The sequence below is a fragment of the Streptomyces sp. NPDC051133 genome, from assembly GCF_040682635.1.
In the GTDB taxonomy this organism is placed as follows: Bacteria; Actinomycetota; Actinomycetes; order Streptomycetales; family Streptomycetaceae; genus Streptomyces.
The window spans coordinates 77,535-98,913 of sequence record NZ_JBFBBK010000030.1; the positions used below are offsets into that span (position 1 = coordinate 77,535).

The 21,379-nt window shown below is 70.1% G+C and carries 23 protein-coding genes and 1 pseudogene; 13 read left to right on the forward strand and 11 right to left on the reverse strand.

Annotated elements, in window-relative coordinates:
* Positions 1–164: 164 nt before the first annotated feature.
* Entirely contained in the window at positions 165–329 is a 165-nt protein-coding gene (locus AB0N17_RS28265; RefSeq protein WP_366014339.1) for a hypothetical protein, read from the reverse strand.
* Positions 330–1,380: 1,051 nt separating this feature from the next.
* On the opposite strand from AB0N17_RS28265, the gene AB0N17_RS28270 reads away from it, so the two are divergent.
* Positions 1,381–1,761 carry a hypothetical protein gene (locus tag AB0N17_RS28270; protein WP_366014340.1) on the forward strand — a complete coding sequence of 127 codons (381 nt, stop codon included), beginning with the start codon at positions 1,381–1,383 and terminating at the stop codon, positions 1,759–1,761.
* A 393-nt stretch (positions 1,762–2,154) separates the two neighbouring features.
* Here the strand turns inward: AB0N17_RS28270 and AB0N17_RS28275 are convergent, their stop codons facing one another.
* Positions 2,155–2,583, reverse strand: a complete 429-nt coding sequence (locus tag AB0N17_RS28275; RefSeq protein ID WP_366014341.1) for an ATP-binding protein — start codon at positions 2,581–2,583, stop codon at positions 2,155–2,157.
* Positions 2,584–2,864: 281 nt separating this feature from the next.
* On the opposite strand from AB0N17_RS28275, the gene AB0N17_RS28280 reads away from it, so the two are divergent.
* On the forward strand, positions 2,865–3,182 hold the full coding sequence (locus tag AB0N17_RS28280) for an STAS domain-containing protein (protein ID WP_366014342.1): 318 nt from the start codon (positions 2,865–2,867) through the stop codon (positions 3,180–3,182).
* A gap of 67 nt (positions 3,183–3,249) precedes the next feature.
* Positions 3,250–3,627 carry an STAS domain-containing protein gene (locus AB0N17_RS28285; RefSeq protein ID WP_366014343.1) on the forward strand — a complete coding sequence of 126 codons (378 nt, stop codon included), beginning with the start codon at positions 3,250–3,252 and terminating at the stop codon, positions 3,625–3,627.
* A 245-nt stretch (positions 3,628–3,872) separates the two neighbouring features.
* On the opposite strand, the gene AB0N17_RS28290 is transcribed toward AB0N17_RS28285, so the two are convergent.
* The gene (locus AB0N17_RS28290) at positions 3,873–4,196 is read right to left on the reverse strand and encodes a hypothetical protein (RefSeq protein ID WP_366014344.1); all 324 of its coding nucleotides are present in this window, start codon (positions 4,194–4,196) and stop codon (positions 3,873–3,875) included.
* A 20-nt stretch (positions 4,197–4,216) separates the two neighbouring features.
* Between AB0N17_RS28290 and AB0N17_RS28295 the strand changes: the two genes are divergently transcribed.
* The gene (locus AB0N17_RS28295; RefSeq protein ID WP_366014375.1) at positions 4,217–5,152 is read left to right on the forward strand and encodes a DUF5996 family protein; all 936 of its coding nucleotides are present in this window, start codon (positions 4,217–4,219) and stop codon (positions 5,150–5,152) included.
* Between the two features lie 73 nt (positions 5,153–5,225).
* Here the strand turns inward: AB0N17_RS28295 and AB0N17_RS28300 are convergent, their stop codons facing one another.
* The 5 genes and pseudogenes from AB0N17_RS28300 to AB0N17_RS28320 all read right to left on the reverse strand — a co-directional run bounded on the left by AB0N17_RS28300 (position 5,226) and on the right by AB0N17_RS28320 (position 9,049).
* Positions 5,226–5,699 (reverse strand): VOC family protein, encoded by a 474-nt coding sequence (locus tag AB0N17_RS28300; protein WP_366014345.1) that lies wholly within the window; start codon positions 5,697–5,699, stop codon positions 5,226–5,228.
* A gap of 111 nt (positions 5,700–5,810) precedes the next feature.
* The gene (locus AB0N17_RS28305) at positions 5,811–7,058 is read right to left on the reverse strand and encodes a cytochrome P450 (RefSeq protein WP_366014376.1); all 1,248 of its coding nucleotides are present in this window, start codon (positions 7,056–7,058) and stop codon (positions 5,811–5,813) included.
* 57 nt (positions 7,059–7,115) lie between these two features.
* Positions 7,116–8,462, reverse strand: a pseudogene (locus tag AB0N17_RS28310) (FAD-dependent oxidoreductase); the annotation flags it as partial.
* Positions 8,459–8,686 carry a ferredoxin gene (locus AB0N17_RS28315; RefSeq protein ID WP_366014377.1) on the reverse strand — a complete coding sequence of 76 codons (228 nt, stop codon included), beginning with the start codon at positions 8,684–8,686 and terminating at the stop codon, positions 8,459–8,461. The pseudogene AB0N17_RS28310 and the gene AB0N17_RS28315, both read right to left, overlap by 4 nt.
* 78 nt (positions 8,687–8,764) lie before the next feature.
* A complete protein-coding gene (locus AB0N17_RS28320; RefSeq protein WP_366014346.1) occupies positions 8,765–9,049 on the reverse strand; it encodes a hypothetical protein in 285 nt (94 codons plus the stop codon).
* Between the two features lie 213 nt (positions 9,050–9,262).
* Here AB0N17_RS28320 and AB0N17_RS28325 point away from each other — a divergent pair, with 213 nt between their 5' ends.
* From AB0N17_RS28325 to AB0N17_RS28335, 3 genes are all read left to right on the forward strand, one after another.
* Complete coding sequence (locus tag AB0N17_RS28325; protein WP_366014347.1) at positions 9,263–10,090, forward strand: ZIP family metal transporter; 828 nt, start codon at positions 9,263–9,265, stop codon at positions 10,088–10,090.
* Between the two features lie 151 nt (positions 10,091–10,241).
* Positions 10,242–12,677: a SpoIIE family protein phosphatase gene (locus AB0N17_RS28330; protein WP_366014348.1), complete on the forward strand. Its 2,436-nt coding sequence runs from the start codon at positions 10,242–10,244 to the stop codon at positions 12,675–12,677.
* A gap of 124 nt (positions 12,678–12,801) precedes the next feature.
* The gene (locus AB0N17_RS28335; protein ID WP_366014349.1) at positions 12,802–14,271 is read left to right on the forward strand and encodes an APC family permease; all 1,470 of its coding nucleotides are present in this window, start codon (positions 12,802–12,804) and stop codon (positions 14,269–14,271) included.
* A gap of 3 nt (positions 14,272–14,274) precedes the next feature.
* On the opposite strand, the gene AB0N17_RS28340 is transcribed toward AB0N17_RS28335, so the two are convergent.
* Positions 14,275–15,639, reverse strand: coding sequence for an FAD-binding oxidoreductase (locus tag AB0N17_RS28340; RefSeq protein WP_366014350.1), 1,365 nt, complete (start codon positions 15,637–15,639; stop codon positions 14,275–14,277).
* A gap of 346 nt (positions 15,640–15,985) precedes the next feature.
* On the opposite strand from AB0N17_RS28340, the gene AB0N17_RS28345 reads away from it, so the two are divergent.
* The gene (locus AB0N17_RS28345) at positions 15,986–16,759 is read left to right on the forward strand and encodes a glycosyltransferase (RefSeq protein WP_366014351.1); all 774 of its coding nucleotides are present in this window, start codon (positions 15,986–15,988) and stop codon (positions 16,757–16,759) included.
* A gap of 67 nt (positions 16,760–16,826) precedes the next feature.
* Here the strand turns inward: AB0N17_RS28345 and AB0N17_RS28350 are convergent, their stop codons facing one another.
* Positions 16,827–17,156 (reverse strand): helix-turn-helix domain-containing protein, encoded by a 330-nt coding sequence (locus AB0N17_RS28350; RefSeq protein WP_366014352.1) that lies wholly within the window; start codon positions 17,154–17,156, stop codon positions 16,827–16,829.
* 162 nt (positions 17,157–17,318) lie between these two features.
* On the opposite strand from AB0N17_RS28350, the gene AB0N17_RS28355 reads away from it, so the two are divergent.
* The 4 genes from AB0N17_RS28355 to AB0N17_RS28370 all read left to right on the forward strand — a co-directional run bounded on the left by AB0N17_RS28355 (position 17,319) and on the right by AB0N17_RS28370 (position 20,297).
* On the forward strand, positions 17,319–17,672 hold the full coding sequence (locus AB0N17_RS28355; protein ID WP_366014353.1) for an STAS domain-containing protein: 354 nt from the start codon (positions 17,319–17,321) through the stop codon (positions 17,670–17,672).
* A gap of 260 nt (positions 17,673–17,932) precedes the next feature.
* Positions 17,933–18,868 carry a hypothetical protein gene (locus tag AB0N17_RS28360; RefSeq protein WP_366014354.1) on the forward strand — a complete coding sequence of 312 codons (936 nt, stop codon included), beginning with the start codon at positions 17,933–17,935 and terminating at the stop codon, positions 18,866–18,868.
* A gap of 542 nt (positions 18,869–19,410) precedes the next feature.
* Complete coding sequence (locus AB0N17_RS28365) at positions 19,411–20,046, forward strand: ParA family protein (protein WP_366014355.1); 636 nt, start codon at positions 19,411–19,413, stop codon at positions 20,044–20,046.
* Positions 20,043–20,297, forward strand: a complete 255-nt coding sequence (locus AB0N17_RS28370) for a hypothetical protein (protein WP_366014356.1) — start codon at positions 20,043–20,045, stop codon at positions 20,295–20,297. The genes AB0N17_RS28365 and AB0N17_RS28370 overlap by 4 nt, the downstream gene beginning before the upstream one ends.
* A 44-nt stretch (positions 20,298–20,341) precedes the next feature.
* Here the strand turns inward: AB0N17_RS28370 and AB0N17_RS28375 are convergent, their stop codons facing one another.
* Positions 20,342–20,779, reverse strand: coding sequence for a hypothetical protein (locus tag AB0N17_RS28375; protein WP_366014357.1), 438 nt, complete (start codon positions 20,777–20,779; stop codon positions 20,342–20,344).
* Positions 20,780–21,020: 241 nt separating this feature from the next.
* On the opposite strand from AB0N17_RS28375, the gene AB0N17_RS28380 reads away from it, so the two are divergent.
* Positions 21,021–21,377: a carboxymuconolactone decarboxylase family protein gene (locus AB0N17_RS28380; protein ID WP_366014358.1), complete on the forward strand. Its 357-nt coding sequence runs from the start codon at positions 21,021–21,023 to the stop codon at positions 21,375–21,377.
* Positions 21,378–21,379: the final 2 nt, after the last annotated feature.

Sequence of the window (21,379 nt, forward strand, 5' to 3'; positions counted from 1 at the left end):
GATCGCCCAGGCCAGGGCGAGGTGGTTGCCGTGGCCGTGGAAGGCGGCCAGCACAGCGAAGGTGTGGTAGATGCCCCAGCCCACAAAACCCAGCAGGGGCAGAGTCGCGACAACGACGAGACGTGTGCGGGACGCATAGGCGGCGGACGGTATCTGCTGCATGGTCAGATCTCTCCCGGTCCCTTGCCGCGGCGGAACCCCAGCCGGACGAGCAGGGCGCCCAGCACTACCAGTCCCAACGCGGCGGCGATGAGCCACGTCTGGTCGAGCACGATGCTGCCAATGGTCAGGCTCGTGCCCGTAGCAGCGAGCTGTCCGTATCCGTGCATGGATGGGTCACCCCCGATGAAGATGGGCACGGCGGCGTACGACGGTGCCGTCGGACCGAAGACACAACTGCGCCTGAATCGCAGTTGCTGGTGAAGTGGCTTTGCGACTCGACCGCTTGCTAACACGCCGGCAGGCACCGGCCCCCTCTTGCCGGTGTACGCGCGAGTCACGGGTGGCGCTCCGCCCCTAAGGGAGCAGCCACAGGTTTCTCCCCCCGGAGAAACACGTTGAACAGCTAACCACTTGTGGAGGAAAAGTGGAGGCCTCTCCATCTTTTCGTGACATCAGATGGGGGGCGCATAGGCGCACTCAGGGGGGAACACGCGGCGCACGTCAGTGCGTCTTCAGTAAAGACGGCTCTGTCGGCGGCCTGCTTGACGGACGAACGCAGCCGTACGTGCGGGGCCCGTCGGCGACCGACGCGCTGCTCACACTGCTTGTGACCGATGTTCGGCGTTCGTGGGCAACGCTCATCAGGCAGTGACTCCTTGGTGGTGAACAGCTATCTGTCCGCAGATGGTCACGGCCATGCAAATCGGCCCGACCGGCAGGAAGCTCCTGCCTCTGACGGTCGGGCGCTCGCTCGGGGGTTGGAGGCGCTGGCGGAAATGAGCGAGGACGAGGTGCTTGCGGCGTTGGCTGCGGCCGGTGCTTCACGCTCCCACCCGTCGACGCCGTCGGCTTCGCTTCGGACGCCCCTGCCACCGTCTGGCGCTGGCTCGCAGATCCTCTCGGAGGGGGAGTGGGTCTGAGTAGCCGAGTTCAGGCCTGCGAGATCGGTTGAGACCGCGGTGCGCACCCGTTCTGCCCTCCGCCCCGTCCGCTGCTCCTGCCTCGGCGGACGCCCCAACGGCGGAATCGAGCCAAGGCCATTTGTAGGCACGTGAGTTCCAGTACGATCTTCACCAGATCCACACGTGTGGGGTTGGTATGCGACGAGTGTTCGCTACAGCCGGCACGGTTCTGCTGGTTGCTTTCGTTACCGCGTGCTCGGGGGAGGGCTCGCAGCCGAGGGCGGAACCGGCGGTGCCAGCAGCGGAGATGACGTCTGTGGAGAAGATCGAGGGAAACGCTGACGTGCCCGCATGGGTCACGAGTCACACGTTCCCTGGTCTCACCTACATCAAGTACAGCAAGTATCACGATGCTTCGGCTAAGGAGCTGGGAGACGCGCTAACGGCGTTGGGTCACAGCGCCGGTCCTGCCGAGGCCGTCAAGTATTGGGAGGAGCATGGGGTCTCCTCCGCTAAGGAAGCGGAGTTTGAGGTGCACGTCACGGACGGAGACCTCATGAAGCTCTGCAAGTTTGCTCTCGGACGGCTTCCCGAACGAAGCGTCGTACTCATCCGTAACTTCGACTCGGACAGTGAAGTCAGCGCCAACATGGACATGGGCGAAGGAGACACCCCGGGTAGCTGCAAGAGGCAGTAGCAGCGAGCTGCTGGTGGCCGAGGGGGGCGGGTGTGTTCCGGCTTGCGTCCGCAGATGGACACCCACATCCAGATCGGCCCGACCGGCAAGAAGCTGCTGCCGCTGACGGTCAAGAACGCAGGTCCGACGCCGGCTTCTAGTGGTCACACGCACTGAGGTGGGCGAGGCGCTCGATCGGGTGAGTGGGGCGCTGGCGGGGGCGAGCGAGGACGAGGTGGCTGCGCTGCTGTCCGAGCTCGCCGTTCCGCGTCCGCGTCCCCGCCCTTCGGCGCCGGCGGCGTCCTCCCGGATAGAGGCGGGCTACGCCTCCGAGATCTGACGGGCGGCGGTCAGGGCTCCCTTCCCGTCAGGTTCGGTATGCCGTCGTGGCCGTACGGTGTGCGGCGGTAGCCGCTACAAGGGCCGGCGTCCGGTGACCGCCCCGCCGGGGTCGTCCATGAGGGCGATGCGGGCGCTGATGCGTTTGCCGACAAGCTCCCGATGCACCTCGAAGCTCTGGGCGACGGCCATCACGATCTCCAAGCCGTGCTGGCCCACGCGTCCGGCGTCCGCGGCGCGGGCGATCGGCAGCGCCGGCTCGGAATCCCACACCACCACCTCGACCAGGCCGCCGATGATCCGCAGATCCATCAGGACCGGGCCGGGCGCGTACTTGAGGGCATTGGTCACCAGCTCACTGACCACCAGTTGTGTGAGGTCGATGGCCCGCTGAGAGACGGGCAGCCCGTACTCCGCCTGGACTCGGCTGAGGAAATCGGCCGCCTGATGGCGGGCCTGGGCGATGCATGTGCCGTCCCCTTCCAGGGACACGGTGGTCTGCATGGGGTGGTCGTCCGGCGTTGTGCCGTCCTCTCCCACGGGCACGGCCTCCAATACAGCCACCTCGCTCCCCCCGTTCCCACTGCGCGCGCGTGTACCCCCAAAGGCATCAGTGACACCTGGTGCCCGCTAGCGGGCTTATCACACAAGGCAGCACCGGTGAAATGACGGCTGGCAATTCCGCGCGCGGTCCGGGTGTGTCAGGATCACCGACCATGGTCGAAGGACGAAGGACGGACGCCGAGTCAGCCGAACAGTCAGCTCTGCGGGGCAGGCTGTCGGTCGTGGCCACCGCCAGCGACGGCATCCGCGTGCTGACCGTGGCCGGCGAAGTCGACTACGACACCGGCGCGCAGTTGCAGCAGGCCCTGGACGTCTCCGACACCAGCCACCCCCGCATCGTCGTCGACCTGCGCAAGGTCACCTTCATGGACTCCAGCGGCATCAACGTCCTGCTCATCGCTCACCGCGAGATCACCGAGGCAGGAGGCTGGCTGCGGCTGGCGGCGCCGACCGATGCCGTGCTGCGGACCCTGCGCCTTGTCGGCATCGACGAGGTCATACCTTGCAGCCCCACCCTCGCAGACGCGCTCAGACCCTGACGCGCCCCTGCACCGACCCGGAAATTTGATGGCTGCGGTCGTCCCGCACGGCGGCCATACTGAGGGTGTGAGCGAAGCCGACGCGAGCAACAATCGGCCGAATGAGCAGGTCAGAGGGCCTGTGACGGAATCAGCTCCGGTGCTCCAGTACGAGTGGGACGGCGCCTGGGTGGTCGTCGCCCGCGGCGAGTACGACGCGTCGACGGTGGCGCCCTTGGTCGAGGCATTGGAGACCGCCTCACACACATACTCCAAGGTCGTCCTGGACGCTTCTCGGCTGACCTTCGCCGATTCGGCGTTTCTGAGGATGCTGCTCCGCGTCCACGCCATGACCGTCTTGCGTGTGGCGGAGCCGGCGCCCCAGCTCCGGAGAGTGCTCGAGCTGACCGGGGCCGACTCTGTGCTCGATGTTCGGGACTCGGTCGAGGAAGCCACCGCATCGTAAGCGTGGCCTGTTTCGCGTCCACTGGGCAGGAGAGCACCACAGTGCAAGTAGCGCCGTGTGGAAGGAAGCGGACCTGATGCCCGAGCGTGACGACAAACCAAGATCAAACGTTGACTGGACAGAGTCCGGCCGGAGCCCCGAAAGGGCCCCGGCCGGTGAACCGTGCGAAGTGTGGTGGCGCGTCCGTGAACGTGGTCACAGCGTTCCGCCGTTGGACCGGGCCGCGATGCCGGCCCGTGGCGCTGTCAGGTGTAGTTGTCGGATTTGAAGCAGAGGTCGACGCGACCGATGCCGGGCATCTGGCCGCCTCCGGTGAGCGGGGGGACGAGCCCTGTGTCACTGTCGATGCCGCTGGCGAAGCCCGTGCTGGCGTCATAGATGTAGCGGTTGGCGTTGGGGCCGCCCGCGACGGCACCATGAGCCGGGTCTTGAACGGCAGGGCGTTGCCCGACCTCGGTACCCTCGCCCGCCTGGAGGCCGCCCTCGGCTTTCAGATCTGGCCAGGCCTTGCGGCGGACTCCGAGCGGGACGCCTCCGGTCCCCCGGCGCGGGTGCCGGACGCCGTCCACCGGGTCATCATGGGACCGTGATGGAGCTTTTCCCACCGATGCCGTTGACGGAGTGGCGGGACACCAAGGAGACCCTGCACCGCTTCGAACAGATCGTCGGCAAGATCCGTCTGGCGGCGAGCGCCCGGCGCAACCACTGGTGGAACGTCCCGTTCCATGTCACGGGGCGCGGCATCACCACGCGTCCGATGGGTCAGGTCGACGGGAATCCGATCTTCACGATCGACTTCGACTTCGTCGACCACCGGCTCATCGTCGCGACGCTGGACGGCGAAGAGCGGTCCTTCCCGCTTCCGGGCCAGTCCGTCGCGTCCTTCCACGACGCGACCCTGGGCGCCCTGACCGCGTTGGGCGTCCGGGCGGACATCGCCATTCCCAGGCCCTTCGACCTGCCCGACGCCGGCCGGCCGTTCGCCCAGGACACCGAGCACGCGACCTACGATCCGCCGGCCGCCAACCGCTACTGGCGGGTCCTGAGCCAGGTGGCGTCCGTGCTGGAGGAGTTCGCGGCGGGCTACTCGGGAAAGAGCAGCCCGGTGCACCACTTCTGGCACACCTTCGACATCGCCCACAGCCGGTTCTCCGGGCGACAGATCGACCAGCCTCGGAAGGCCGATCCGGTTACCCGGGAGGCGTACTCCAGGGAAGTGATCAGCTTCGGCTTCTGGTTCGGCGACGACACCTTCACCGAGCCCGCCTTCTACTCCTACACCGCCCCCGAACCCCCCGGCCTGGCCGGGGAGCCGCTCAGCCCCGCGTCCGCGCGGTGGGTCGCGCGCGGCGACAGCCACCTGGCCGTGCTGCGCTACGACGCGGCCCGCGTCGAGACCGATCCCCGTGCCGCCGTCATCGCCTTCTACGAAAGCGCCTACCGGGCCGGGGCCGGACGCGCCGGATGGGACATCGCGACGCTCGCGTGCCCAGGGGGCGTCACGGACGTGGTCCGGCGGATCTGACTCCCGGTCCGGAAAGCCCAACGATCGCGCGCGGTGCCTCCCTGAGCGGCGCCTCCCTGATGAGGCTCCGTCGTCAGGTTTCGGTGTCGGTGCGCGCCAGGATGCCTTTGAGCAGCCCCGTGGCCTGGCCCACCTCGATGAGGTAGCCGTCCGGATCGCGCATGTAGCAGCGCAGCTCGGCGCGGCGGTCGATGGGCGGGGTGAGGAACTCGGCCCCTTTGGCGCTCGCGGTGGCGTAGAAGTCGTGGATGTCCGCCACCCGTACGTTCAGGAAGCTGGAGACGGTGTCGGGGTTCTCCGGTGTGCGCAGGACGACATCGGGTTTGTCGTCGGTGGGCCCGCCGCCCGGGTTCATGATGATCCAGCTGTTGGCGACCTTGACGATGCAGGGGTTCTCGTCCAGCACCACCCGTCCGTCCAGAATGTCTGCGTAGAACGCGCGCGAGCGAGGGACATCGCTGACCGTGAGGAAGTGCGTGAGCACCAGGCCCTCGGCCGGTGCGGGAAGGTCGTCGGCTGTGGCGCCGGCAGACGTGACGTCGGACATGTGTCGAGCGTATGGCGAGCATGGCCGTGCGGCATTCTCAGCCGGTGCGTCTCTCGTTGCGTGATGAGGTGAGTGAGGCGCTCGACCGGGTGGTCGGGCACCGCTGCCGTGTCAGCCGTCACCCTGCTGGACGTCCAGATGGATCGGACCGCGGAGAACGGGGCTGCGGCGGTACGGCGGCGGGTCGGTGACCAGCCGGGGGCGGTCGAGCCGGCGGACCAGCTCGGTCAGCGCGATCTGGGTCTCCCGCCGGGCCAGCGGGGCGGCGAAGCACAGGTGGATGCCGCTGCCGAAGCCGAGGTGCTGGTTGTCGCGCCGGTCGGGGTCGAAGCGGTCGGGATCGCGGAAGCGCTTCGGATCACGGCTGCCCGAAGCCAGCATGAGCATGATCTGCGAGCCCCCGGGAATGACGGTGTCGGCGACGGTGATGTCGCTGTACGCCACCCGCCAGGGAATGATCTGCACGGGGGGCTCGTAGCGCAGCAGTTCCTCGACCAGCGGCACGACGAGGTCCGGTTCGGCGCGCAGTCGATGCAGCACCTTCGGGTGGCGCAGCAGGGTCAGCATGCCGTTGGCGATGAGGTTGACGGTGGTCTCGTGGCCGGCGATGAGCAGCAGTCTGGCGGTGGCGACGATGTCGGCGTCGGACATCCGGCCGTCGGGCCCGTCATCGTTGGCCAGTCGGCCCAGCAGGCCGTCGTCCGGCCGGCCGTGGCGCTGTTCCACCAGCCTGCCGAGGCACTGGCGCAGGTCCTTGCGGGCCTGTACGCCCTTGTGCAGTCTCTCCTTCGGATCGGTCTCGGGGTCGTAGTCGACCGAGTTCATGATGTCGTTCACCCAGAGGTGGAACCTCGGCTCGTCCTCACGTGGCACGCCGAGCAAGTGACAGATCACGGTCACGGGGAACGGCAAGGCGAAATCGTCGACGACGTCGATCCGCTCCTTGTCCGCGAAAGCGTCGATCAGGCTGTCGACGATGGCGGTCAGGTCGCTTTCCATCCCCATCACCAGCCCCGGGGTGTGCGGGGGGCCGAAGTGACGCATCGCCATGCGCCGCAAACGATCGTGCTCGGGCGGGTCCGTCTTGATGAACGCCGGCGTGGCCCCTTCCTCGACCGCGGGCAGCGGACGCGACAGATTGCGCAGGTCGGAGCTCAGATGCGGGTCGTTCAGTACGGCTGTGATCTCGCGATAGGTGCTGACGACGTAGCTGCCGTCCTCCTGCCGGGCCACGGGCGTCTCGCGCAACTCGGCATACAGCGGGTACGGGTCGGCCCGGGCGGAAGGGTCAAAGATCCGTTGCAGCGTGCCGGGCGTGCCGGGCGTGCCGGGCGTGGCGGGCGTGGCGGCCGTGGTCATCCGGCCTTGCTCCCGCCCATGCTGCTGCACGGCCGTGGCGCGGTGCTCAACCAGGTCATGTCCTGTCACGACCACGGTGGCGCCCTGAGAGACCAGGGCCGGGCCGGGGAAGTCGACGGGCACCGGTTTCCCGCCGGACGGCTGATCCGGCGTGGGGCAGGGGGGCGGGAAGGGTGCCGCCGTCTCGATCAGTCTCCGGTAGTGGTCCAGCCACTTGGCGTTGTCGAAGCTCACGGCGGCCGTGACGCGGCCCCGGTAGCCGTATGCGGTGACGAAACGGCGGTCGTCCAGCGATCCCTGGGTGACGACTGCCTCGTCGGCGAAGGTCGGGATGCCGACGGACTTGATGTTGACGCCGAACTGGGTCGACCAGAACAGCGGGATGGTCAGGTGGGGCCGGTGGTCCGCCGGGGCGCTGACCATGTTGTGTGCCGCGACCTCTGCCTGCTCCAAGGCGTTGGCCCAGTGCTCCTGCGAGATGAGCCGGTGTCCGTAGACGGGGTTCGGGCAGCGGGCCACGTCTCCCGCGGCGAAGACGTCGTCGGTTGCGCGGCCGTTGGTGTCGAGGGCGCGGCAGCCCGTGTCGCAGGTGACTCCCCACACGCCCGCCGCCAGGCCCGACTTCCGCAGCCACTCGGTGTTGCGGATGCCCCCGAGCGCCACCACCGCCACATCGGCGTCGACCGTGCTGCCGTCGGCGAAGTGAGCACGGCGAAACCGTCCCCGGGCGTCGCCTTCGAGCCGGGTGACCCTGACGCCGCACCGCAGGTCGACGGAGTGAGCGCGCTGCATGTCGGCCGCGACCTCACCGATCAGGGCACCGAGCGCCCCGGCCAGCGGGGCCGTCCCGAGTTCGGCGACGGTCACCGGGATGTCCCGCTCCCGGCAGATGGAGGCGATCTCGGAGCCGGTGAATCCCGCGCCGATGACCAGGACGCGGGAAGGGCCGGCGGCGAGGGCTCGCTGCAGGCTCTCGGCATGCTCGCGCGTGCGTACGACGAACACCCCCTCCAGGGCCGCCTCGGACTCGACGAACCAGGGCCGGGCCCGCACTCCGGTGGTGATCAGCACCCGGTCGAAGGTGACCTCCCGTCCGTCGGCGAGTCGCACGTGGTTCGTCGCGAGGTCCAGCCCACTGGCGGGCACGCCCAGCAGCCACTCCGCGTCGATGTCACGGCGGCGAGGCAACGCGGTGCCCGCCGCGGGCACCCAGCCGGCCAGCACCTGCTTGGACAGGGGCGGCCGGTCGTAGGGCTCGCCCAACTCGTCACCGATCATGGTCAGCGATCCGGTGAAACCCTCGTCCCGGAGCGCCTCCGCAGCCCGCAGCCCGGCCAGTGACGCCCCTACGACCACGATGCGGCCCTCGCGCTTGAACGCGTGCAGGTCGTCCGCACCGGTCATGCCGGCGACGCCTTCGCGGGTACGTGCCGCGCCTCCAGCCGGTCGACCAGGATCGCCTGGACCGGGCAGGCCGCCGCGGCGCGCAGCACCTCGTCGCGCCGGCCGTCATCGGGGTTCGGGTCGTACACGAGCGCTTCCTCACCCCGCATCCGGAACACCTCCGGAGCCAGGAACGCACAGTGCGCCCACCCTGCACATCGAGAAAGATCAACGCCAACTTTCACCCCGGCCTCCACGAGGAGTGAGAGCGGGTTGGGGGCGCGCCCGCAAGGAGCGCGCCCCTTGGATGCCGACGGTGACGACTACACGCGCACGATGACTACGACCGGTCCGCCGAAGAACCCGTGGTCGAAGCCGAACCCGCCATGGTCGAATCCGTGGTCGAAGCGGAACCCGCCGTGGTCGAATCCGTGGTCGAATCCGTGGTCGAAGCAGCGCCAGTCGTCGCCGAAGCACCGGCTGGTGATCACATGGGTGTGCACGGCAGGAGCTGCCGCGGCCGTGCCGGCCGCACCGATCGCAGCTCCGCCGGCCATCAGAACGGCGGCCGACGTCGCGATGAGACGCCTGGCGCCCTTTACTCGCATGGTGAATGCACCTCCCTGGGTGCGGGTGCATGTTGGTTACGTAAGCGGCGCCCTTTTGGATTGCCGTTCGGGCGGATTGCCCCTGTGTCACGGGCAGGAACGCGTAATGGCTTTCCCAAGCTTCGCTGAAGCCGAGCTTCCGGCACTTGTTAGGTAAGCCTTGCCTGGCTTACGGTCTGTGCGCTTCCTGTGCACGTCAGACCGGAGTCACCCATGTCCAGCGGCAACATCGCCCTGCTCGGAGCCATAGCCGGCTTCACCATCTACCTCGGCCTGCCCCTAGGCCGCCTCCGTACCCCCACCCCCCGGCTCAGGGCCGGCCTCAACGCTGTGGCCATCGGTATCCTGATCTTCCTCGTCTGGGACGTGCTGACCCATGCCTGGGAGCCCATCGACGAGGCGCTGGGCAAGCACACGTGGGCGACGGTCGCCTCCGGAGGTTTCACCCTGGTCGCCGGCCTGACCATCGGACTCGCCGGTCTCGTCCACTACGACGGCTGGATCGTCCGCCGCCGCGAGGCCGCGGCCCGGACCACGGGGCCCGGTGCCGCCGCCACCGCCGAGCTGGCGTCGAAGACCCGGAGCCAGGCGGGCTCGCTCGCGCTGATGATCGCCACCGGCATCGGGCTGCACAACTTCGCCGAGGGCCTGGCCATCGGCAACTCCGCCGCCCAGGGCGAGCTCTCCCTGGCCCTGCTGCTCATCGTCGGCTTCGGCCTGCACAACGCCACCGAGGGCTTCGGCATCGTCGCCCCCCTGGCCGCCGAGGGCGAACGTCCGTCCTGGCGCACCCTGGCATGGCTGGGCCTGGTCGGCGGCGGCCCCACCTTCCTCGGCACCCTCGTCGGACAGCACGTGGTCGACGACACCCTGTCGATCGCCTTTCTCGGACTCGCCGCCGGCTCGATCCTCTACGTCGTCATCGAGCTGCTGGCCGTCGCCCGCAAGACCGGCCTCAAGACCCTCACCACCTGGTGCATCCTCCTGGGCCTCCTCCTCGGCTTCGCCACCGACGCCGTCGTCACGGCCGCGGGCGCCTGAGGCGCTGAACGGGCTCCGACTCCGCTGAGTGCGACCCCCCTCTCGAACGGGCCGCCCCTTCCTCGCACGCGCCGGGCGTGGCCACGGCACTCCGGGAGAGTCGCGGACGGGGACCGCCGGGAGGAACATCGGAGGCAGGGTGGTGGTGGCTATGGGCACGCCGTCGAGGCGCTTCAGCGAGAGTCCTGAGGATCCCTTCGCCCTCGGGCGGGGCGCCGCGGCCGTGCTCGACGATCGGGGAACCGTGGTCGGCTGGGGAGCAGGCGCGCAGGAACTGCTCGGCTATGCGGCCAAGGACGTGCTGGGACGGACGTGGCAGGACCTCCTGATCGACAGCCGTGACCTGCCGGTTGCCCGGTCCGTCGTCGTGGACGCCGTGAAGGCGGGGGGATGGTTCGGGGTCCTGCCGGTCCGGCACCGCGACGGGCGCCGTGTGGAAATGGGTTTCCGGGCCCGCGCGGTCACCCGGGAGGAGGGCGGCCAGGAGTGGCTCCTCGTCGGTGCTCCGGCGGCCGACGTCATCGCCTGGCAGCGCGACCGTGCGCTGCTGGACGGTCTGTACCGCCGGTCTCCGATCGGTCTGGTCACCTACGACCCGGACCGCAGAGTGATCAGGGTCAACCGTGCGGTCGAAAAGGCGAGCGGCGTCCCGGGCGAGGCGCCGGTGGGCCACCGGCCCCGCGAATTCATGGTCGACGAGGACGCCGGTCCGGCGGACGAACGCGTGCGGCACGTCCTGGAGACGGGCGAGCCGTTGATCTTCACGGAGCAGTCGGCCCGGACGCTGCACGATCCGGGCCGGGAACGGATGGTGTCCGTCTCCGCCTTCCGTATGGAGGATCCCTCGGGCCGGGTTCTCGGCGTGGCCGAGACGATCGAGGACGTCACCGACCGCCACCGGGCGCAACGCAGACTGGCTCTGCTGAACGAGGCGAGTGCCCGGATCGGAACCTCTCTGGACGTGGCACAGACCGCACGGGAACTGGCCGAAGCGGGCACCCACGGGTTGGCCGACTACTGCTCGGTGGACCTCCTGAAGCCTGTGACCGTGGGGGAGGAACCCGTTCCCGGGGTGGCGGGTCCGCTGGTGCGGTCCGCCCTCTCACCGCCGGAACGCCGCGTCCCGTTCCAGGAGGGCGATGTGGTGCCGCTGCTGCTGGAATCCGCGCAGTCACGGTGCCTGGCCGAGGGGCGCCCGATCGTCGAACGGCGGCTGTCCCTCCGCCCCGAGTGGTACGCCACGGACCGGCGGCGGATCGAACTCGCCCTGGGGCTCGGCGTTCATTCGCTGATCGCGGTGCCCCTGGTCGCGCGCGGCCGCGTGCTGGGCGTGGTCAGCCTGTGGCGGTCACGCGATTCGGAGCCTTTCGAGGACGACGACGCGGCGGTGGCCCAGGAGCTCTGCTCGCGCGCGGCCGTCTGCATCGACAACGCCCGCCGCTTCACCCAGCAGCAGAACACCGCTCTGACCCTTCAGCGCAGTCTGCTGCCGAGCGCGCTGTCCGACTTGCCGGCCGTGGACGTGGCCTGCCGCTATCTCCCGGCGAGCGGCGAACCGGGCCTCGGGGGCGACTGGTTCGACGTGATCCCGTTGTCAGGGGCCCGGGTCGCCCTCGTCGTCGGGGACGTGGTCGGCCACGGGATCCACGCCGCGGCCTCGATGGGCCGGCTGCGGGCCGCCGCGCGCACCCTGGCCAGCCTCGATCTGGAACCGGACGAGGTGGTGGCGCGGCTGGACGACCTGGTCAGTCTGCTGGCCGCCGAGCTGGAGGCGAACACCGGCGGCAACCCGTCGGCGAACGAGCAGGTGCTCGGCGCCACCTGCCTCTACGCCGTCTACGACCCGGTCACCCAGCGCTGCTCGCTGGCGCGGGCCGGTCATCCGGCGCCGGTGGTGTCCGCCCCGGACGGCGAGGTGACGGTGCTCGATCCGCCCGCGGGCCCGCCGCTGGGCCTGGGAGGGCTGCCCTTCGAGTCGTACGACGTGGACCTCCCCGAGGGGAGCTTGCTCACCCTCTACACCAACGGCCTCCTGGAGGCGGGAGACGGCGACGTGGACACCGCGCTGGAGACACTGCGCGCGTGTCTCACCAGCACCACGGAACCTCTGGACGATGCGTGCCACGCCGTGGTCGAGGCGCTGCTGCCCAAGGGCCACACCCCCGCCGACGACGTCGCGCTGCTCATCGCCCGCACCCGCGTGCTGCGGCCGGAGAACGTCGCGTCCTGGCAGTTGCCGCTGGAGGCGACCTCGGCCGCCCGTGCCAGGGAGCTGACCACGGCGAAGCTCACCGAATGGGGGCTGAGCGAACTGGCCTTCACCACCGAGCTGGTCGCGAGTGAGCTGGTCACGAACGCCTACCGATACGCGGCCGGCCCCGTCACCATGCGTCTCATCCGTACGCACTGCCTGATCTGCGAGGTGTCCGACACCAGCCACACCTCCCCCCACCTGCGGCGGGCCCTCAGCACGGACGAGGGGGGACGCGGGCTCTTCCTGGTGGCGCAGCTCACCGAGCGGTGGGGCGCCCGCTACAGCCACGACGGCAAGACCGTCTGGACGGAGCAGGCCCTGCCGCCGGTATGACCCGCGGTTCCGCCGGGGCACGGTCCTGATCTTCCGGGTGCGCAACTGCTGTGCATATGCCTTAGATGTACGAGAAGTGCACGGACGGCAAGCCGGCTGGACGTGCTGGAAGGCGGGTGCCGAAGTGGTGGAAGCGGCTGCGGCGGGCTCCGAGGACGGCGAGGACTCCGCCGCTCTGGGCGGCTATCAGCAGGAGCTGAAGCGGACGCTCGGCTCCTTCCAGGTCTTCGCGATCTCGTTCGCCTTCATCTCGGTGGCGGTCGGCATCTTCTCGACCTACGACGACGTGCTGCAGAACGCGGGGCCGGTGGGGATCTGGCTGTGGATCGTCGCGACCGTGGGGCAGGTGCTGGTGGCCCTGGTGGTGGCGCAGCTCGCGGGGCGCATCGCGCTCAGCGGCTCCTCGTACCAGTGGGCCTCGCGGCTGGCCAACCCGAGGGTCGGGTGGGGGTTCGGCTGGCTGAGCTTCTGCTACCTGGCCATCGCGGTGGTGGCGATCGACAACGCGCTCGCGAGTCAGGCGTTCATGCCGCTCGCGGGCATGCGGCCGGACGAGGACACCGCGCGGGTGATCACCCTGGTGATCCTGCTGGTCCAGGCCGTGGTCGTGGTGGCCTCGACACGTCTCGTCAGCCTGATCAACACGACCGCGGTGGGGCTGGAGCTGGCGCTGGTCGTGGTGGTGGCGCTCGCCCTCGCCATCGCGGTGGCGGTCACCGGCCGTGGCGCGGTCGGCAACCTCACCTCGCGCGGGATCACCGAGCACGCCCCGCACTACTTCGACGTCGGGGGCGGGCTGATGATCGCGATGATCATGGGTCTCGCCACGCTCGTCGGCTTCGACTCCGCGGCGAACCTGGCCGAGGAGGCCAAGGACCCCTTCCGTACCGTCCCGCGCGCGATCGTGGGGTCCGTCGTGGCCGCCGGTGTGCTGGGGATCATGTTCCTGATCTGTCTCACCGTCGCGATCGAGGACATTCCGCGGATCAGTGCGAGCGAGTCGCCCGTCGCGGCGATCATGCGTGAGCAGCTGGGTCCGGTGATGGAGCGAGTGCTCCTGGTGGCCATCGCGATCGCGTTCTTCGGCGCCGGGACGGTGGTGATGACGGCGTGCTCACGGATGGTCTTCGCGATGGCGCGCGACGGGCGTTTCCCCGCCCACCGGCTCATGCGCCGGGTCAGCCCTCGCACGCGGACGCCTGTCCCCGCGACGGTGCTGATCCTCGTCGTGGGCGTCGTCCTGATGGTCGCGCTGCCGGGCGCCGCGCTGCTGAAGCTGATCACGGCGTCCACGATCCTTCCGGCGATCATCTACGGCGCGACGATCGTCCTCTACCTGGCGGTGCGCCGCCGCCTGGGCCGCAAGAAGGGCGCGTTCGACCTCGGGCGGTTCGAGCTGCCGGTCGCGGTCTGCGCGCTGGTGTGGACGCTGGCGTCCCTGTTCGTGCTGGTGTCGCCCGCCGAGGCGCTCGTTCCCGTGCTGATCGTGGTGGGCCTGCTCGTCGTGGGCGGGCTGTTCTTCGCCGGTCTGCTGCTGTTCAACCGCCCGGCGCTGGAGACCGAGCCCGGAGACGTGAGCGTCTTCGAGCACTGACGTTCAGCCGGATGCGGGCGGGATGCTCTGCTCGTACCGGAACACGTTCCGGGGGTCGTACTTCGCCTTGATCGCGCGCAGCCGGTCGACGTTGTCTCCCCAGTAGGCGGTCTGCCAGTCCTGCGTCCCGATGTTCGGAACGTTGACGTAGGCGCCGTTCACGTAGGGCCGCAGCGCCCGGCCGAACTCGGTGATCCAGGCCTGGGCCCGGGGAGTCAGTGCGTCGCCGCTGCCCGGGACGCCGCGTTCTCCCCAGCCGGCACCGGGCTCGGAGTAGAAGAGCGCGCCGCGATGGGGGAACGCCGTACCACCGCGGGGGATCTTCCTGACGGCCCCGCCGAAGGCTTGGGCGAAGAAGTTGCTCTCATCCGTCGGGGCGTCACGCATGAACGAGGCGACCACGCCGATCGCTGCCTTCGGGAACGGCGTGTCGGTGAACTGCGAGCAGAACTTCCAGTTCGCGGGCTCGTCCTCGGCCGGGATCTGGAACGCGGCGTACACGTCGCCCCAGTTGCCGGCCCGCACCGTGACATCGGGGTCACCGACCGACAGGACCGGAGCCAGCAGCTTCTTCGCCTCCTCCGGCGTTCCCTCCGCGAGGACCGCGAACAGCAGGGTCTGGTCCCTGCGCAGTTCGAGCTGGGTGCCGAGGCGGTCGTCGGCGAACGGCGCCGTGCGCTGCCACGCCTCGAAGACCCCCTGCAGGTCCCCGCTGCCGTTCCACCTCGCCTGCAGGTAGGTGACGCTGTTCAGCGGAGTCACCGAATAGGTCAGGGAGGTGACGATCCCGAAGTTGCCGTTGCCCGCCCCGCGCAGGGCCCAGAGCAGGTCGGAGTGGTTCTGCGGGCCGACGTCGATCACCTTGGCGCCGTCCGCGCCTTCCGCCACGACGACCTCGGCGCCGATCAGGCTGTCGCAGGCCATGCCGAGGTAGCGGGTGAGGAAGCCGAAGCCGCCTCCGAGCGTCGCGCCGGACAGGCCTACGCTGCCTTCCGTTCCGGTCGTCACCGCGAGGTTCTCCGCCGCGAGCGCGGTCACCGCTTCCAGCTGGGTGAGCCCGGCGCCGACCGTCGCCGTGCGGGCGGTGGTGTCGATGCCGGCCGACTTCAGTTCGCTGACATCGATCACGATGCCGTCGTCCACGTTCGACCAGCCCTCGAGGCTGTGGCCGCCGCTTCGCACCCGTAGCGGGACGTCGTGCCGCCGTGCCCAGGTGAGGGCGTTGACCACGTCGTCGGTCTTCCGGGCGTAGACGATGACCGAGGGACGGTGGACGAACAGCTCGTCCCAGCCCACCCGCGCCCTGGCGTACCCGGGGTCGTCGGGACGTACGATGCGACCGGTCAGCCCCGCCGGTGAACACTTCACGCTCTCGGTTCCTTCGCTCGCGGCACGCGCGCCCGGGGCGTCGCCCAGGCGGACAGTAACAGGGGTGAGGACGAGCGGGGGGTGCCGACATGCTCGCCACCCTCTCGTTCCCGTGGCCCCTGATCTCCCCTCGCCGTCCGGGTCGGTCGTCGTGGTTCCGTAGGGTGGCTTCCGATCAGAAGATCGCCCTGCGGACGTCACGGGCAGTCCGGACGCCGCGGCGGGACCGCTGCCGTCAGATCGCTGGAGTGCCCACACCCATGCCCCTCATCAGCACATCGCTCCTCGCCGCCCTGGGCCGGCACCGGTGCCCCGCACAGCGCTCCGCACAGCCGAAGGAGGCGTCGTGACCGTCGTCTCCGTCGTCACCCCGGTCCACAGCGGCGCTGTCCGTTTCCTTCCCGACGCCTACGCCTCCCTGCTGCGCCAGGACCTTCCCGGCGGGTGGTCATGGGAGTGGTGCGTACAGGAGGACGGCGGCGACGTCCGCGCGCAGTCGTATCTGCCGGCCGACGATCCGCGGATCCGGATCTCGGCGTCACGTGCCGGCGGCCCGCACGTGGCACGCACCATGGCGTTCGCGCGCTCGACCGGTGCCTACGTGAAGACCCTGGACTCCGACGACCAGCTCACCCCCGGCACGCTCGCCCGCGACATCGCCGTGCTGGAGGAGAACGCCTCGGTCGGCTGGACCACGTCGCGGGTCGTCGACCTCCTCGAGGACGGCAGCACGGTCTCCTTCGAACTCAGCGACCCGCCACCGGGCCGCCTCCCCCGGGGCAGTGCCATCGACTTCTGGACCGAGCACGACCGTCCACAGGTCCACCCCGCCACCCTGTGCGTACGGCGCTCTCTGCTGGCCCTGCTGGGCGGCTGGATGGCCCTGCCCGCCTCGGGCGACACCGGGCTCCTGCTCGGCCTGGACGCCCTGGCGGACGGCTGGTTCATCGGCGACGTCGGACTCGCCTACCGCAAGCACGGCGGTCAGATCACCGCCCACCCCGACCACCGCAGCGGAGCGGAATGGGGGGCTCGGATGTCCCTGATCCGTGAGCATGCGGAGGCCGTCCGAGCCTGGGCCGACACCGGGCGTCCGTGGAGTCCGCCGGACGTCCGGTAGCCGGCTCCGGGCGAGCGTCACCGGCAGAGGACCGCCGCCTGCTGCACCACCGGGGCCGCCGGACCGGCTACCGGGTGATCGGATTCCTGACGCGGTCGGACTCGTCCTGTACGAGCAGGGACAGCAGGGAGGCCACTGGCAGTCCGGCTTCTGCCGGGTGGCGGAGCACCTTGTCCGGTTCGATGCGGTAGGTGTTCACGCGCCCGTCGCGGGTGTGGGAGAGGTAGCCGTCCTGTTCGAGGTCGGAGATGATCCGCTGGACGGCACGCTCCGTGAGCCGGCAGTGGGCGGCGATGTCACGGATCCGGACGTTCGGGTTGTCGGCGATGGCGGCCAGTACCCGCGCGTGGTTGGTGACGAACGTCCATCCGGTGTGAGATTCAGGCACTCCAACCATGCTCCGCATTCTAGAGGGCGGGATTGCCAGACCTGAGATACGTGACATACTTTTCCGGTAATCGCGGACCTGTTCCCATGCGGGAGAGCACAGAAGGGACCCGAGGTGTCCGGGGACGAGGCTGTCACGCCAAGGCTCACGAGCAACGCCGACAGAGAGCCGTTGCCGAGACGGGCCGACGAGTGCGCCCCGGAGGCGGTGATCGGGGACGTGACCCAGTACGCCTGGCGTGGCGCCTGGGTCGTCGCCGCGCGCGGCTCCTACGACATGCAATCGATCAAGCCTCTGGCGGACGCGATGGACACCGCGGTCCAGGAGCATCCGAAGGTGGTCCTGGACGCATCCGGCGTCGACTTCGCGGACTCGACGCTCCTGAATCTGCTGATCCGCGCCCACCAGACGGGAACCCTGCGTATCGCCGCACCGCCGCAACAGCTGCGGCGGCTCTGCATGCTCGCCGGAGTGGACACCCTCCTGGAGATGCGGGAGACGGTGGAGGCCGCCGCCGCCTCTTGAGCGGGCTGCCGCCGTCTCCTGACCGGCCCTTCGTCACGTCGTGACGTGCCATCCGGGTTCCAGGGCGTCGAGGAGGGCGTGGAACGCCGCGTCCGCATGGTCCCAGCGGCCGTCCGCGCGCGGGGCGACCAGGAGGCACCGCCGCGGCACGCTCGGCGCCGGGCGCCGGGCGCCGGGAGGGCGGGACGAGGGGGCGAGCGGGACGATGGGCAGTGGGCCCGGACCGAGCCGAGGCGCTTCGCCGCCCGAGGGGATGCCCGATGGACACTCTGCACCTGGTGCTCAACGCCGTCACCGTGATCTTCATCGTGGCCACCATGTTCGCCGCCGGCCTCGGAGCCACCGTCCCCGCCCTGCGGGGCGTCTTCACCGACGTACCGCTCCTGCTGCTGGCCCTGGCCGCCAACATGGTGGCCGTCCCGCTGCTCGGCTGGGGCGTCGGCGCCCTGTTCGGCCTCCCCCCGGCCGCCTTCGTCGCCCTGGTCCTGGTGGCCTCGTCCCCCGGTGGCCCCTTCGGGGCGAAACTGGCCATGGTGCAGAAGGGCGATGTCGTCGGGAGCGCGGCGATGCAGGTCCTGCTCGCCTCCGTCGGCAGCATCACCTTCGCACCGACCGTCAACGGCATCCTCTCCGCGGCCGACGTCGGCACGAACGTCTCCCTCGACGTCGGGGCGCTGGTCCGCACCGTCGCGCTTCTCCAGCTGGTGCCCTTCGCCATCGGCCTGCTCCTGCGCCACTGCGCCACGGCCACCGCCCGGTCATGGCACCCCACGGCGGCCAAGGTCTCCAACGTCACCTTCCTGATCGTGCTCGCCGGCATGCTGCTCGGAACCTGGCGGGACGTCGTGGACCTCCTGGGCTCACTCACCCTCCTCGCCGGCTTCCTCCTCACCGCGGCCGCCTTCGCCATCGGCACGCTGCTCGCCACGGGGCCGGCGGAGCGCCGTACCTCCATGGGAAGCGTCGCCTCGGTCCGCAACGCCGGCCCCGCCCTCGCCGCGATCGGCATCGCCTTCAGCGACCAGCCCGCCATCCTCGGCGCACTCGCCGGTCTCCTGCTCAGCGGCCTGGCAGCGGCCCTCCCGATCGCGACGGTCCTCGGCGGCCGGCGACGCGCGTCGCAGCGCACCGGACCCGGCGACCGGGCCGGAAGCCCGCGCACGAGTCCGGGCGCATCCGAACGCGGTGGTGAGTGACAGGGCGCGGGGCCTCAGCGTTCGAGCGTGCGGGCGGGGGTCGCCGAAGAGCCCGGCGCGGTCCGGGCGCCAGGCGTCGTGCCGGTCGGGGGCGATGCGACGACGGCGCCGAACGACCGGATCCCGGAGCACCTCGGCTGCCGGGCCGCGACAACTCGGACCCGCAGCGCGGTCATTGCGCCCAGCGGCGCCGCGCCACCGGTCTTCCAGGGTCCCTTGCCGCACCTCATGGCCGGCAGCCTGGCGGCCAGGGCCCCGGAAGCGGTCGCCCGGTCCGGCGAATCGGTCCGGCGAATCGGCCCGGCGAACCGGTCCGGCGAACCGGTCCGGCGAACCGGTCCGGCGAACCGGTCCGGCGAACCGGGCCGCGCGATCGCGCCGGCCGGCCGGCCGCGAGACCGTTGACGGCGACGTGCTCGGCGGCCGTGAAGGCCGCCCGGGTTAGGCCGCGGGAATGATTCACCGGCGCCGCAGGGTGAACCGGGCACGGCGCCACCGCGCCGACGGCGGCCGTCGGCGCGCGGCCGTTAGCGTCGGCTCCTGTGCCGCTGAGCTACGCATTCGTGAACCTCAAACCCGGCGTGGGCAAGACGACGAGCGCCGTCTGGCTGGCCCACGCGCTGCACGCGTCGGGCCTGTCACCGCTGCTCGTGGACAGCGACCCCGCTTCCTCCGCGCTGCGCTGGAGCGAACTGGCGGGCGGCTTTCCGTTCCCCGTGCTCGCCCTCCCGGTGGGCGACGTGCACCGGCGCGTGAACGACTTCCTCGACAACCGGCAGGCGGTGGTGTTCGACGCCCCGCAGCTGGAGGACCACGCCCCCATCGCCCGGGGCGTGATGAGGTTCGCCGACGAGTGGATCGTGCCCGTGACCCCGGCCCCGATCGAGCTGGACCGCATGGCGCCCATCGACCGCGAGATGGACGACCTGCAGTCCCTGCGCTCCCACCCGGCCCGGCCCGCCGTCCTGTTGAACCGCACCAACCGCCCCGACGCCACGCGCACCGGCCCCGACGCCGACGCGCGCGAGGCCCTGGCCGAGCGCGGTTTCGACGTGCTGTCCACACACATCCCGCGGCTGGATCTGTACGCGCAGTCCTTCGGCAGCCGGGTCGAGGTGGAGGGCACCGCGTACATGGACCTCGCCGAGGAGCTCATCAAGCGTCAGGACAGGGTATGAACCAGCGCAAGGACGCCTACCGGGCCGCGATGCAGCGCCGGCCGGACACGCAGGCCCCCTCTTCCTCCTCTCCCTCCCCCTCTCCCCGGACGGTCACCCCACTGGACACCCGCTACGTCAAGGTGACCGTCGAGCTGGACCCCGCCCTCGCGCGGAACCTCACCGACTGGGCCGGCCCGCCGCTGTCCGCGCTCGTGCGCGTGGGCGAGGCGGTCCTGCGGCCGCTGCGGCCGCTGCGGCAGGGCCGCTGAGCCGGCCGGCCCGGCCGCGGACGCCGGCCGGAGCGCGGCGGACGTCAGCCGGCGCGCGGTGTGTCCTGGCCCGTGCGGGTCTCTTCGGGCCGTGCCACGCACAGCGCCCAGACGACGACCCCGGAGAACACCATCATCAGCGTGGACCACAAGGGGGAGTAGGGCAGGGAAAGGAAGTTGGCGATGATGATCAGCCCGGCGATGACGATGCCGGAGATCCGTGCCCAGTTCGCCGACTGGAAGAGACCCATGCTGACCACCACGGCGACGGCACCGAGGATGAGGGTGACCCAGCCCCAGCCGGTCAGGCTGAACTGGAAGACGTAGCCGCGTGTCGCGATGAAGACGTCATCCGCTGCGATGCCCATGATGCCGCGGAAGATGTCGATCACTCCCGCGATCATCAGCATGACGGCACCGAAGAGGATCAGTCCGCCGGCCCACTGCTGCTTCCGGGTGTGTGTGACGGGTGTCGTGGTCATCTCTGTCTCCGTCTCCGAGGCGGCCTCCGATGCGGCCTTCGAACAGAACTCCGGGTCCACGGTGCTCCCGAAGCCGGGCGGCGGCCTCACACGGTGAGGGTGAATTCGCACCGACCGGGCCTCGGCGCGCGCGGCCACCTGAGCGTGCTTACGCTTGATGCGCGACCGCCGGGCTGCAGGGGATTCCCGCGTCGAGCGGGCGGCGGTTCCACCCCGCACATCGCAAGGAGGCGGCCCCACCATGGCTACCGCATCTGAGACTCCGGTTCTCGACACCATCGCCGCGATGACGATCGACTCCGTCGAGCACTGTCACATGGACGAGCGGACGCTCATCCTCGCCCGCGTCGCCGCACTCGTGGCCATGGACGCACCGGCGATCTCCTACCTGGCCCACATCAACCCCGCGGTCAAGGCCGACTTCACGGTCGAGCAGCTGCAGGACCTCCTCGTCGCCATCGCCCCGGTCGTGGGGACGGCACGCGTCATGTCGGCCGCCGGCCACATCGCCCAGGCGTTCGGTGTCGCTCTCGCACTGGCCGACAGCGAAGCCGAAGCCATCGCCCAGGCCGAAGCCGACAGCCGCAGCACGGCCTGAAA

Bases quoted from the DNA above. Each gene is read 5' to 3' on its own strand.
- AB0N17_RS28265 (WP_366014339.1), bottom strand. From the start codon at position 329: ATGCACGGATACGGACAGCTCGCTGCTACGGGCACGAGCCTGACCATT.
- AB0N17_RS28275 (WP_366014341.1), bottom strand. From the start codon at position 2,583: ATGCAGACCACCGTGTCCCTGGAAGGGGACGGCACATGCATCGCCCAG.
- AB0N17_RS28295 (WP_366014375.1), top strand. From the start codon at position 4,217: ATGGAGCTTTTCCCACCGATGCCGTTGACGGAGTGGCGGGACACCAAG.
- AB0N17_RS28300 (WP_366014345.1), bottom strand. From the start codon at position 5,699: ATGTCCGACGTCACGTCTGCCGGCGCCACAGCCGACGACCTTCCCGCA.
- AB0N17_RS28305 (WP_366014376.1), bottom strand. From the start codon at position 7,058: ATGACCACGGCCGCCACGCCCGCCACGCCCGGCACGCCCGGCACGCCC.
- AB0N17_RS28320 (WP_366014346.1), bottom strand. From the start codon at position 9,049: ATGCGAGTAAAGGGCGCCAGGCGTCTCATCGCGACGTCGGCCGCCGTT.
- AB0N17_RS28325 (WP_366014347.1), top strand. From the start codon at position 9,263: ATGTCCAGCGGCAACATCGCCCTGCTCGGAGCCATAGCCGGCTTCACC.
- AB0N17_RS28330 (WP_366014348.1), top strand. From the start codon at position 10,242: ATGGGCACGCCGTCGAGGCGCTTCAGCGAGAGTCCTGAGGATCCCTTC.
- AB0N17_RS28350 (WP_366014352.1), bottom strand. From the start codon at position 17,156: ATGGTTGGAGTGCCTGAATCTCACACCGGATGGACGTTCGTCACCAAC.
- AB0N17_RS28360 (WP_366014354.1), top strand. From the start codon at position 17,933: ATGGACACTCTGCACCTGGTGCTCAACGCCGTCACCGTGATCTTCATC.
- AB0N17_RS28370 (WP_366014356.1), top strand. From the start codon at position 20,043: ATGAACCAGCGCAAGGACGCCTACCGGGCCGCGATGCAGCGCCGGCCG.
- AB0N17_RS28375 (WP_366014357.1), bottom strand. From the start codon at position 20,779: ATGACCACGACACCCGTCACACACACCCGGAAGCAGCAGTGGGCCGGC.
- AB0N17_RS28380 (WP_366014358.1), top strand. From the start codon at position 21,021: ATGGCTACCGCATCTGAGACTCCGGTTCTCGACACCATCGCCGCGATG.